The organism is Streptomyces sp. MJM8645 (genome assembly GCF_001625365.1).
In the GTDB taxonomy this organism is placed as follows: Bacteria; Actinomycetota; Actinomycetes; order Streptomycetales; family Streptomycetaceae; genus Kitasatospora.
In genome coordinates this window covers 1,151,082-1,164,347 of record NZ_LJJF01000002.1, presented here as the reverse complement: position 1 = coordinate 1,164,347, position 13,266 = coordinate 1,151,082, and the positions used below count along the sequence as shown (strand labels likewise).

Sequence of the window (13,266 nt, the reverse complement as noted above, 5' to 3'; positions counted from 1 at the left end):
TGTCGGCCGCCGGCCGTCGGGGTCAGCCGGTCGGGCCGGTGCCGGAGCCGCCTCGGCGGGCGGCGCGGCGCCGTTCGTGGTGCTGCCGGCGGTCGCCGCCGACGGGCTGTGCGGTGTCGGGTGCGGCGGTGTCCGAGGCGGGCTCGGGCGCTGATGCAGCCGGTGCCGCTGGTGCAGTCGGTACCGCCTGCGGCGCCGGGGCGGCGGCCGGACGGTCCAGCAGCTCGGCCAGGTGGCGGATGGTCGGCCGGTCGAACATCTCGACCACCGAGAGCTCCTGCCCGAAGTCCTCGGCGATCCGCCGCTGGACCCGGACCAGGTGGATGGAGTTGGCACCGGCCTCGAAGAAGTTGGTGTCGACGCCGACCTCCGCCCCGTCCATCACCTCCCGCCACAGCTCCGTGAGCCGCTCCATCGCGCCGAGCATGTTCGGCCCGTGCGCCGCCGGTCGCGCCACCGGTGCCGCCGGGGCCGCCGCGAGGGCGGGGGCGACGGGGACGGCGGAGACGACGGCGGGGGCGGGCACCGCGGCGCCCAGCCGGGCGAGCGCCGCCCGGTCGACCTTGCCGTTGGCGGACAGCGGCAGCGCCTCGACCGCCCGCACCCGCTGCGGAACCATGTAGCCGGGCAGCCGCTCGGCGAGCGCGTCGCGCAGCGCGGCCGTCCAGTCGGTGCCGGAGTCGGGCTCGTCGGCGGCCGCGTTCAGCGGCCGGCCGCCGACGAGCGTGTGCAGCGCGCGCTGGCCGTCCTCCAGCCGCAGCGCCTCGCGCAGCGGCTCCGGGAAGACGTCGCCGATCGGGCAGAGCGCCACCGCGCAGTCGGCGGCGCGGTGACGCAGCAGCTGCGCCATCGCCCCGGCCTCCAGCAGGCAGAAACGGTCGGCGAGTTCGCCGTACACCGGGGCGATCGCGGCGGTCCGGGAGACCAGGAAGACGGCGAAGCCGGCCTGGTCGAGCAGCGGCCCGTTGGCCTCGCTGTAGAGCGCCCGGTCCAGGGCCCGGGCCGAGCCCGGTGCGCCGTCGAGGGCGACCAGCGCCGGCCCGGCCGGGTCGACGTAATAGGTGCCGGCCGGCAGGCCCGCCACCTTGCCGGGGGCGACGGCCAGGTAGGTCTGCACCGGGTACAGGCCGCCGGCCGAGCCGTAGGCGTACCGGGGCACGCCGTCCTCGTCCTGGCGGGCGAGCACGGTCAGCAGCGCGTGCAGGTCGGCCAGCCGTACGGGGGCGTCGGCGAAGCCGGTGGCGGCGCCGCGCAGGGCGGCGGCCCGGCGCAGGTCCAGGGTGTCGGTCGGCAGGGCGAAGGGCAGGACCTCGCGGCCCGCCAGGTCGGCGCGGCGGCCGGGCTGGCGCAGGCGCGCCTCCAGCCGGCGGACCCGCTCGGCGTCCAGGGCCGGGGCCACCGCGGGAGCGGGGGCGGCGGGCTGCGGCCGGGCGGCCTCGCGGACCACGAAGGCCGCGAGCCGGGCGCCGAGCCCGTTGCCCTCGACCAGCGCCGCCGCCTCCCGGACGCCGTCCATCCGGACCAGCGCCGACTCGATCTCGCCCAGCTCGATGCGCATGCCGCGCACCTTGACCTGGCAGTCCTCCCGGCCGAGGAACTCCAGCTCGCCGTCGGGCAGCAGCCGGGCGAGGTCGCCGGTGCGGTACAGGCGCTCCCCGGTGACCGGGTGGGTCGGGAACGCCCGGGCGGTGAGCTCGGGCGCGTTGCGGTACCCGACGGCCAGGCCCACGCCGGTGATGAACAGGGCGCCGGCGACGCCGACCGGGCGCGGCCGGAAGGCCTCGTCCAGGACGACCATGCCCTGGTTCCGCATCGGCCGCCCGTACGGGATGCTCGGGCGGCCCGGCTCGACCGCGCCGATCGGGTGCAGCACGGACCAGATCGACGCCTCGGTGGCGCCGCCCAGGCTGATCACCTCGGCCTTGGGCGACAGCGCGCGGACGTGGTCGGGCATGCCGACGGGGATCCAGTCGCCGCTGAGCATGACCAGGCGCAGCGACTCCAGGTCGGCGGCCGGGTTGCCGCCGGCGTACGCGAGCAGCATCTCCATCAGCGCGGGGACGGAGTTCCAGACGGTGACGCCGTGTTCGGCGACCAGCCGGGACCAGCGCGCGGGGTCGCGCTCCTCCCCGGGCCCGACGAGCACCAGCGCGGCGCCGGCGGCGAGGGTGCCGAACAGGTCGTAGACCGAGAGGTCGAAGCCGAGCGAGGAGAGGCCGAGGACGCGGTCGGCGGGGCCGACCCGGAAGCGGTCGTTGACGTCCACCACGGTGTTGAGCGCGCCGCGGTGGTCGATCATCACGCCCTTGGGGTCACCGGTGGAGCCCGAGGTGTAGATGACGTACGCGAGGTCCGCCGGGGTGGTGGGCACCGGGGCCGGCTCGGTGTCGGCCGGGGTGGCCAGCGCCTGGTCGAAGCCCAGCAGGGTGACCCCGGCGGGCACCGCGCCGTCCGCGTCCCAGGACTCCCGGGCGAGCAGCGCGGTGGCGCCGGCGTGTTCGAGCGAGCGGGCGACGCGGGCGGCCGGCAGGCCGGCGTCCAGCGGCAGGTAGGCGCCGCCGGCCCGGATCACGCCGATCGCGGCCGCGACCTGCTCCCAGCCCCGGTCGGCGCGCACGCCGACCAGGTCGCCGGGGCCGACGCCGGCGCCGCGCAGCGCGTGGGCCACGGCGGCGGAGGCGCGCTCCAGCTCGCCGTAGGTCACGGTGCCGGTGGCCGAGACCACGGCGGTCCGCCCGGGGGCGGTGCGCGCCTGGGCGAGGAACGGCTCGTGCAGCAGCCCGTCGGGCCGCGGGCCGTCCGTGGCGTTGAGCGCGCGGTAGGCCTCGGCGTGGGCGGCGGGCAGGGCGGCCAGGTACGGGTCCGTCCAGGCGTCGGGCCGCTCGGCGAGGGCGGTGAGCAGGCCGGTGTAGGCCTCGAACATCGCGTCGAGCAGGCCCTCGGGGAAGAGCTCCTCGACGGCGTCCCAGGTCAGCCGCAGCCGGCCCTCGTCCTCGGAGATCTGGTGGTCCAGCCAGACCTGGGGGGTCTGGGTGATGGTGTGGGCGACCTTGGCGCCGAGTTCCCGCAGGACCCGGCTGCCGCCGACCTCGCCGGCGCCGAGCTCGCTGGTGAAGACGACCGGCATGGCGGCGTCGGCCACCCCGCGCCGGCGGGCCAGGTCGCCGCCGACCCGCACGCCGCTGACCAGCTGGTGGTCCAGGTCCTCCCAGAGCCGGTCCTGGAGCCGGCGGGCCCGGTCGGCGAAGGAGCCGGCCGTGGCGCCGTCCACCTCGAAGAGGCTGAGCGCGGTGAAGTCGCCGACCATGGCAGCCAGGTCGGGGTGCTCGCCGACGCGGTTGAACAGGGTGAGGTTGAGGGTGAAGCGGTCGGCCGCCGCCCAGGTGCCGAGCACGGTGGCGTAGGCGGCCAGGGCGAGCGCCGAGGGCGTGACCCGGCCGGCGGCGGCCCGGCTCTTCAGCCGCTCCCACAGCTCGGCGGGCAGGTGCGCCTCGCGGCGGTGGAACCTGGTCTGCGTCAGCTCCTCGGGGCGCCGCGCCAGCGGCAGCGCGGGGGCGGGCGGCAGGGTCTCCAGGCGGCCGTGCCAGTAGTCGAGGTCGCGCTGCAGCGCGGGGCCCTCGCGGCGGGTCTGCTCGGCCAGCACGTAGTCGCGGAACGAGAGCTCCATCGGGCGCGGGTCGAGCGAGCCCTGGTAGATCGCCAGCAGCTCGCGCAGCAGGATCTGCACGCTGCCGCCGTCGGCGATCAGGGTGTCGATGCTCAGGTGCAGCCGGGCGTCGGTGCCCTCGGTCCGGCTGGCGTGCAGCTCGAACAGCGGCCAGGTGTCGGCGGGCAGCACCTGGTGCGACATCCGGGCGCGGGTCCCGGCGAGGGCGTCGGCCCGCTCGGGCTCCGGCAGCCCGCGCAGGTCCTCGACGGCCAGCTGGTACGCGGGCACCTCGGGCAGGATGCGCTGGGTGCCGTCCTCGGCGAAGACCAGGCGCAGCGCGTCGTGCCGCCGCACCAGGGCCTGCCAGGCGTCCTGGAGGCGCAGCGGGTCGACGTCGGCGACGTCCACTTCGAGGTAGAGGTGGCAGGCGACGTCGCCGCCGACGGCGCCGCTGCGGCCGATCCAGTACGCGCGCTGCACGTCCGTCAGCGGGAAGGGCTCGTGGCGGCGGGCCTGGTCGGGCAGCAGCTCGACCGGTTCGGCGGGTGCCGCGGTGGCCCCGCCGGCGCCCAGCGCGTCCACGGCCCGGGCGAGGGCGGCGACGGTCGGCGAGTCGAACAGGGTGCGCAGCGGCAGCTGGACGTCCAGGTCGCGGCGGATCCCGGCGACCATCCGGGCGGCCAGCAGGGAGTGGCCGCCGAGCTCGAAGAAGTCCTCCTCGGTGCCGACCTCGTCGAGGGTCAGGGCCTCGCGCCAGATCGCGGCGATCCGCTCCTCGGTCGGCGTCGCGGGCGCGGTGCGGTCGCGACCGGCGGCGGGGACGGTCTCGGGGGCGGGCAGCGCCGCGCGGTCGACCTTGCCGTTGCTCGTGAGCGGCAGCGCGTCGAGCGGGATGAACCGGGACGGGATCAGGAAGCCCGGCAACTGCCCGGCCAGGGCGGCCCGCAGCTCGGCCGGGGCGGGCGGCGCGGCCGGGTCCTCGGGCACCAGGTAGGCGGCCAGCGCGGCCCGGGCGGTGCCCAGGCCGTAGGCGGTGACCACGCACTGGCGGATGCCGGGCAGCGCGGTGAGCGCGGCCTCCACCTCGCCGGTCTCGATCCGGAAGCCGCGGATCTTGACCTGGTGGTCGTTGCGGGAGAGGTACTGGAGGCGGCCGTCGGGCAGGGTGCGGACGAGGTCGCCGGTGCGGTACAGCCGGGCGGCGGACTCACGGCTTGCCGTCTCGGGGCCGGTCGCCTCGGGGCCGGTCGTCTCGGGGTCGGCGACGAAGCGTTCGTCGGTGAGCTGGGGCAGCCCGAGGTAGCCGGCCGTCACCCCGGCGCCGCCGATCAGGAGTTCGCCCGGCACGCCGACGGGCACGCGGCGCCCGTACGGGTCGAGGACGCGCACGGTGGTGCCGGCGATCGGGCCGCCGATGGTGACCAGGCCCTCGGCCGGGTCGACCTCGGCGGTGGTGGACCAGACGGTCGTCTCGGTCGGCCCGTACATGTTGCGGATCGGGCCGCCGAGGTGCTCGGCCAGTCGGCGCACCAGCTCGGCGTCGAGGGCCTCGCCGCCGAGCAGCAGCTGCCGCAGGCCGCGCAGGGCCTGCGGGTCGGCCTCGTCGAGCAGGGTGCGGGCCCGCGAGGGGGTGCACTGCAGGTGGGTGACGCCGTGGGCGCGCACCAGCGCCGTCAGCTCGGTGTCGGCCGCGACCGCGAGGGCGGCCGGGGCGGGGGCCGGTGCGGCGGCCGCGGTGCGGCGCAGCTCGGCCAGCCGGGGCAGGGCGGCCAGCGCGACGTCGGTGTCGACGCCGAAGTCGACCAGGCAGCCGATCTCGTCCACGCCGGCGGCGGCCAGTCGGTGCACCAGCGGCAGGCACTCCTCGGCGGTGCCGATCAGCGAGCTGTGGCCCAGGTAGCGGGCGCAGGCGTGGTCGAGCAGGGCCTCCTGGTCCTCCGCGGTGAAGTCGCTGCTGCGCACGTCCATGCCGAGGCTGCGGGCCAGGTTCTCGATCAGGCCGACCGAGCTGCGCAGGTAGTCGCGGAACGGCTGCCAGGCGTGCGCCCGGACGTCGGCGTCGTCGGCGCCGACGTAGCTGTGCAGCATCAGGGTCACGTGCGGGTCGCCCGGGTGGCCGGCCTCGTGCCAGGCCTCCCGGTAGAGGGCGATCTTCTCGGCGAGTTCCTCGACGCTCTGGCCCAGCAGGTGGGTCAGCAGCCGGGCGCCGACCCGGCCGGCCGTGCGGCAGGTCTCGGGGTTGCCCGAGGAGGTGAGCCAGTACGGCAGCTCGGCCTGGACGGGGCGGGGCAGCACCTGGACGTCGACGGTGCGGCCGCCGGGCCCCTCGAAGGGGAGCGGCTCGCCGCGCCACAGCCGGCGCACCTGCTCGATGCCGCTGACGGTGAGCGCCTGGCGGTCCTGGTAGGCGTCCTTGGCGAGGACGAAGTCGTCCGCGTGCCAGCCCGAGGCGAAGGAGAGCCCGACCCGGCCGCCGGACAGGTTGTCGACGACCGACCACTCCTCGGCGACCCGGACGGGGTGGTGCAGCGGCAGCACCACGCTGCCGGCCCGGATCCCGATCCGCTCGGTGGCCTGGGCGATCGCGGCGGCCAGCACCGAGGGGGCCGGGAACGGCCCGCCGAAGGCGTGGAAGTGCCGCTCGGGCAGCCAGACGGCCGAGAAGCCGTTGGTGTCGGCGAAGCGGGCGCCGTCCAGCAGCAGCCGGTACTGGTCGGGGCCGGGTTCGGCGCCGGCGGTGTCGCTGGCGAAGTAGAAGAGGCTGAACTCGGGGACGGCCGGGGCGGCCGGGGCGTCCTGCGAGGCCGCGGCGTTCCGAGTGGAGGGGGCCGGGGCGGGGGCCGCCGCCGTGCCGGGGTCGGGGTTGACCACGACCCGGTGGCCCCGGCTGAGCGTCCAGAGCAGTTCCAGGACGGAGATGTCGAAGGAGACGCTGGTGACGGCCAGCCAGGTGGCGGGCTCCCCGTCGTCCGCCAGCACGCGGTCCATCGCCGCCAGGAAGGCGGTGAGGTTGCGGCGCAGCACGACGACGCCCTTGGGGCGGCCGGTCGAGCCGGAGGTGTGGATGACGTACGCGGGGGCGTCCGGGTCCACGGACACGGATACGGGTGCTGCTGCAGAGGACTCGGTCGGGGCGTCGAGGTCGAGCAGCGGGGCGCCGGCGGGCGCGGCGTCCCGGGTCGCGGCGTGCACCACGACCACGGCGGGCTCGGCGTCCTCGACCACGTGGCGCAGCCGGGCCGCCGGGTAGTCCGGGTCGAGCGGCAGGTAGGCGGCGCCGGCCCGGAGCACGGCGAGCATGGCGGCGGGCAGGTCGGTGCCGCGGCGCAGGCACAGGCCGACCCGGTCGCCGGGGCGCACCCCGGCGGCCTGGAGCCGGGCGACCAACTCGTCGACCCGGGCGTCCAGTCGGGCGAAGGTGAGGGCCAGCTCCGGGCGGCCGCCGGGCAGCACGGCCTCGGCGTCCGGGCGGGTGCGCACGGCCTCGGCGAAGGCCGTCACGACGTCCGGCGCGTCCTCGGGCAGTGCCGGGCCGTCGCCGGCCGAGGCCAGCAGGGCCTGCTCGACGGGGGTGAGCGCGAGCAGGTCGGAGAGCCGCAGGCCGGGGTCGGCGGCGCCGCGGGCCAGCACCCGCTGGAGGGCCTCGGTCAGCGTGCGCACGGTGTCGTCGTCGAACAGGTCGCCGCTGAACTCGCAGACGCCTGCCGTGAGTTCGCCGTCGCGGGCGAGTTCCAGGCTCAGGTCGGTGCGACAGAGGCCGTTGTCCAGCTCGACGAGCTCGACGGTGACGCCGGGCAGGGCGATGTCGGGGGCGGGGACGTTGCGGTAGCCGAACTGCACCTGGTAGAGCGGGGCGTGGCTGAGGTCGCGGTCCGGGCGCAGCTCGCGGACCAGGCGTTCGAAGGGCACCTGGGTGTGGGCCAGCGCGCCGAGCGAGGTCTCCCGCACCCGGTCGAGCAGTTCGCCGAAGGTCGGGTCGCCGGAGAGGTCCGAGCGCAGCACCAGGCTGTTGACGAACATGCCGACGAGTCCGGCGAGTTCGGGCCGGTCGCGGCCCGCGGTGGGCACGCCGACGACGACGTCCTGCTGGCCGGAGTGGCGCATCAGGACGGCCTGCCAGGCGGCCAGCGTGACCATGAACGGGGTGGCCCGGGCCGCCCGGGCCGCGGCCTCCACGGCCTCGGTGGTGGCGGCGTCCAGGGTGAAGTGCACCCGGCCGCCCCGGTGGCTGGGCACGGCCGGCCGGGGCCGGTCGGTGGTCAGCTCCAGGACGTGCGGGGCGCCCTCCAGCCGCTCGCGCCAGTAGCCGAGCGGCTCGGCCAGCGCGGTGTCGGTGAGTTCGCGGCGCTGCCACTGCGCCCAGTCGGCGTACTGCACGGCGAGCGGCTCGGGGGCCGGGCCGCCCTCGCGGAAGGCCCGGTAGCGGGCGCAGAGCTCCTCCACCAGCACCGCGCGGGACCAGGCGTCGCCGACCAGGTGGTGGTTGACCACGACCAGCAGGGCGCGCTCGGGCGCGGAGCGGATCAGCAGGGCGCGCAGCAGCGGGCCGTGCTCCAGGTCGAACGGCAGGGCCGCTTCCCGCTCGGCCAGCGCGCGCTCCTCGGCCTCGCTCCAGCCGGCTTCGCCGTCGGCCGGCTCGGCCACCCGCAGCACCGGGGCGGTGCGCTCCAGCACCCGCTGCACCGGGCCGTCCTGGCCGGCGGCGATGACGGTGCGCAGCGCCTCGTGTCGCTCCACCAGGCCGTCCAGCGCGGCCTCCAGCGCGGCGACGTCCAGCGGGCCGCTCAGGCGCAGGCCCACGTACTCGTTGAACACCCCGAGCCCGGGGGTGAGCTGCTCCAGGAACCAGAGCCGCTCCTGGCCGAAGGACAGCGGCGCCGGCAGCGCCGGGTCGCGCGGGGGCACGGCCGGGGCCGGGGCGGCGGGGCCGGCCGTGCCGGCCGGGGTGGTGCCTGCGCGGCCCCGGGCGCGCGCCTCGAAGGCGGCGCGCTGCTCGGGGGTGAGCCGGGCGAGGCGGTCCTCGCGGCGGCCTGCGGGGTTGGTCACTGGTTCTCCAGGTCGGCGAGGATGCGGTCTTCGATCTCGGTGGCGAGGTCGGCGACGCGGCCGCCCTCGAAGAAGACCCGGGCGGGGACGTCGACCTCGAACTCGGCCCGCAGCCGGGCCGCGATCTGGGCGGCCAGCAGCGAGTGGCCGCCGAGCTCCAGGAAGTCGTCGTCCACCCCGACCCGGTCGAGGCCGAGCAGTTCGGCGTAGATCTCGGCCAGGCGCTCCTCGGTCGGGGTGGCCGGGGCGGTGTACGGCGTGGCGAGCTCGGGGCGGGGCAGGGCCGCCGTCCGGGGGGCCTCGGCGGCCGGGGCGGCGGAGGTGCGCAGCGCGCCGTCCGCGATCGCGGCGCCGGCCCGGGCCACCACGGCCCGTCCGGGCGGGCCCTCCAGCAGGGCGGCGAAGGCGCGGGCGCCCTGCTCGGGGGTGAGCGCACCGGCCAGCATGTCGGCCTGGAAGGCCCGCAGGGCCTCGGGGACCTCGGCCCGGCTGGCCATGCCGACGCCGGCCCACATGTCCCAGTCGACGGCCACCGCGTGGCGCTCGCCGCGCGCGGCCTCGGCCTCCGCGACGGCGGCGAGGTAGGCGTTGGCGGCCGCGTAGTCGGCCTGGCCGTAGGTCGGGATCAGGGTGGCGAGCGAGGAGCAGAGCACCAGCACCTCGGCCTCCCCGGGCCGCAGCGCGGCGAGCAGGTGGCGCAGGCCGGCGGTCTTGGGGGCGAGGACCGTGCGCATGCTGTCGTCGGAGCGCAGCTCGACGGAGCCGCCGCCGGGCACGCCGGCCGCGTGGACGACGCCGTCGATCCGGCCGAAGGCCGCACGGGCCTGCTCCAGCGCCCGGTCCAGCGCTGCGGCGTCGGTGACGTCGGCCTGGACGGCCAGCACCTCGGCGCCGCTCTCGCGCACCGCGGCGAGCGCGGCCTCGTCGGCGGCGCCGCGGCCGAGCAGGACGAGCCGGGCGGCGCCGGCCCGGGCCAGGGCCCGGGCGAGGGTCAGGCCGATCCCGCCGAGGCCGCCGGTGAGCAGCCAGGTGCTGCCGGCCCGCACCCGGGCCGGGGCGGTCGGGACGGGGCGCTCGGCGGGCTCGACGGTGCGGGTGAGCAGGGCGCCCTCGCGCAGGGCGAGCAGCCGGGCCGGGCCGGTGAGCACGGCGCGCACCACCGCGTCGGCGGCGGCCTCGTCGAGCGGGGTGCCGACGGCGAGGTCGACCTGGGTGCAGCGCAGGTTGCGGTACTCCTCGCCGAGCACCTGGACCGGGCCGCTGAGCAGGGCGGCGGCGGGCCGGGGCTGCTCGCCGGGGGCGGCCGGGAAGGCCCCGGCGGTCACGACGCCGAGCCGGACTTCGTTCAGCACGCTCTCGGCGGACATCGCCCGGGCGAGGTGGACCAGGCCGAAGTAGCCGGCGGTCTCGTCCGGCGTCTCGTCCAGGCCCCAGGCGTACAGGACGGCGGTGGGCGTGCGGACCAGGCCGCGCAGGTCGGCCAGCAGCTTCGCGTACTGGGCCGGGTCGGCGGGGTCGAGCTCGTAGACGCCGCGGCGCACCCGGCGGTAGGCCGGGCCGGGCTGGACGGTGGTGACGATCTGGCCGCGCGCCGTCAGCAGCTCGACCAGGGGCTGGGCGGCGCCGGCCCGGTCCAGCAGGACCAGCCAGGTCTGGCGGCGGCCGGCCAGCGGGTCGTCCCCGGCGGTCTCGGCGAGCGGGCGCCAGTTGACGGTCGCGTGGACGGCGTCGAGGTCCGCGGCGGGCAGCGCGGTGGCGGGCGCCCGGCCGGGGACGGCGGGCTCGATCCAGTGCGGGAGCCGCTCGAAGGGGTAGCCGGGCAGGTCGGCGGGGCGGGCGTCGGCGTCGACGGGCTCCCAGTCGACGGCGGCGCCGTGCGCCCACAGGCTGCCGAGCGCGAGGACGGCGCTGCCGGGCTCGTCCTCGGCGCCGCGGCGCCCGCGGGTGGGCAGCGGCGGCAGGGCGAGCCGCGGCCCGGCGCTGCCCTCGGCGGCCGCGCGGGCCAGGTCGGTCAGCACGCTGCCGGGGCCGGTCTCCACCAGCACCATCCGCTCGTCGAGCGCCGCCAGGCGGTTCAACCCGTCGTGGAAGCGCACCGGGGCGAGCATCTGGCGCACCCAGTAGCCGGGGTCGGTGGCCTGCTCCGGGGTGATCCAGTCGCCGGTGAGGTTGGACAGGAACGGCACGGTGGGCTCGTGCAGTGTCACCTTGGCGAGCTCGGCCGCGAACTGCTCGGCGGCGGGCGCGCACAGGGCGCTGTGGAACGCCCGCTCCACCGGCAGGCGCAGGGCGCGCAGGCCCCGCTCGCCCAGCTCGGCGGCGGCCCGCTCGACGGCCTCGGCGGTGCCGGACAGCACCGAGGCGCCCGGTCCGTTGACGGCGGCGAGGTCCAGGCCGTGCGCGGCGGCGAGGTCGGCCGCGGCCGCCTCGTCCAGCGGGACGGCCAGCATCGCGCCGGGCGCGGTCTGCTCCATCAGCCGGCCGCGGGCGGCGACCAGGGCGAGCGCCTCGGGCAGGTCGAGGACGCCGGAGAGCAGCGCCGCGGTGTACTCGCCGAGGCTGTGGCCCAGCAGCGCCGCCGGGCGCACGCCCCAGTGCCGCCACAGCGCGGCCGTGGCGTGGCCGACCGCCAGGACGGCGGGCTGGGTGACGGAGCTGCGGCGCAGCAGGTCGGCGTCGCCGCCGCGCAGCAGCTCGACCAGGTCGAGGCCCAGGTGCGGGCGCAGCAGGTCGGCGGCCTCGTCCAGGGCGGCGCGGAACACCGGGTGCGCCCGGTGCAGGCCCAGGGCCATGCCCGGGTACTGCGCGCCCTGGCCGGGCAGCAGGAAGGCGACGGGGGCGGCGCCCTGCCCGGCGCGGGCCCGGACCGACTCCCGGCGGCCGGCGCCGCGCAGCGCGGCCACGGCGGCGGCGGTGTCGTCGGCGACCACGACGCGGCGCTGGACCAGCTGGCGCCGGCCGGTGCGCAGGGTGCGGGCGACGTCGGCCAGCGGGCGCTCCGGGTGGGCGGCGAGGTCGTCGGCGAGCCGTTCGGCGGCGGCGTCCAGCGCGGCGGCGGTGCGGGCCGACAGCGGCAGGGCGACGGGGACGGCGCCCGGTGCGGCGGCCTCGCGCGGGGCCGGCTCGGGGGCCTGCTCCAGGATCACGTGCGCGTTGGTGCCGCCGATGCCGAAGGCGCTGACGGCGGCCCGGCGCGGGCCGTCGGCGACCGGCCAGTCGGTGAGGCCGGCCGGGACGAAGAACGGGCTGTCGGCGAGGCCGAGTTCGGGGTTGACGGCCTCGGCGTGCAGGCTCGCGGGGATGCGGCCGCCGCGGACCGTCAGGATGGCCTTGATCAGGCCGGTGACGCCGGCGGCGGTGTCCAGGTGGCCGAGGTTGGACTTGACCGAGCCCAGGCCGCACCAGCCGGTGGCGGACCTGTCGTCGGCGTCCTGCTCGGCGCGGAAGGCGGCGGTGAGCGCCTCGACCTCGATCGGGTCGCCGATCGGGGTGCCGGTGCCGTGCGCCTCGACGTAGCCGATGCTGTCCGGGGCGACGCCCGCGACGGACAGCGCCTCGCGGATCACGGCGGTCTGGCCGGCGACCCCGGGGGCGGTGTAACCCGCCTTGTTCGCACCGTCGTTGTTGACGGCCGAGCCGAGGATGACGGCGTGCACCCGGTCGCCGTCGGCGAGCGCGTCGGCGAGGCGCTTGAGCACCACGACGCCCGCGCCGTTGCCGAAGACCGTGCCGGCCGCCTCGGCGCCGAAGGGCCGGCAGTGCCCGTCCGGGGACTCGATGCCGCCGGGCACCGGCAGGTAGCCGGAGCGGTGCGGCACGGTGACGGTGACGCCGCCGGCGAGCGCGAGGTCGCACTCCTCGGACAGCAGGCTCTGCACCGCGAGGTGCACGGCGACCAGCGAGGTCGAGCAGGCGGTCTGCACGCTGACCGCCGGGCCGCGCAGGTTGAGCTTGTACGCGGCGCGGGGGGCCAGCTGGTCGGGCTGGTTGCCCTGGAAGAGCATCGGCACGCCGAGGGAGTCCCGCAGGTCGGTGCGCGGCAGCAGGTTGTGGATCAGGTAGGTGCTCAGCAGCGACCCGGCGTAGACCGCGATCGGCCCGGGCGCCCGGTCGGGGTCGCAGCCGGCGTCCTCCAGCGCCTCCCAGGCGCATTCGAGGAAGATCCGCTGCTGCGGGTCGATGACCGAGGCCTCCAGCGCGTTGTAGCCGAACAGCTGGGAGTCGAAGCCGGCGACGTCCGCCAGCACGCCCTTGGCGGCCACGTACCCGGGTTTGCCGGCCTCGCCGTCCGGCACCCCGGCGGCCCGCAGCTCCTCGGGGCCGAACCGGCTGATCGCCTCGGTGCCGGAGGCCAGCAGCTCCCACAGCGCGTCGACGGAATCGGCTCCGGGGAAGCGGCCCGCGAGGCCGACGACGGCGACCCGGCCGTCGGTCTCGGCCTCGTCGGGAATGACCGGCTGTGCGTTCAAGGTGTTCTCCGTGGGTGAGGTGGGCTCCGCGCGCGGCGGGGCGGGCAGGACCGGGTACGCGGCCGGGGCTCAGACCGCCAGGGGGTTCAGGGCTGCCAGGGG

Annotated in this window: 2 protein-coding genes; both read right to left on the bottom strand. The window is 77.5% G+C overall.

What is annotated here, in order from left to right; all coding sequences use genetic code 11:
• Positions 1-22: 22 nt before the first annotated feature.
• Positions 23-8,695: a non-ribosomal peptide synthetase gene (locus A6F73_RS35440; protein ID WP_063352429.1), complete on the bottom strand. Its 8,673-nt coding sequence runs from the start codon at positions 8,693-8,695 to the stop codon at positions 23-25.
• A complete protein-coding gene (locus A6F73_RS44260; RefSeq protein ID WP_079136539.1) occupies positions 8,692-13,164 on the bottom strand; it encodes a type I polyketide synthase in 4,473 nt (1,490 codons plus the stop codon). Before A6F73_RS44260 ends, A6F73_RS35440 begins: the two co-directional genes overlap by 4 nt.
• Positions 13,165-13,266: the final 102 nt, after the last annotated feature.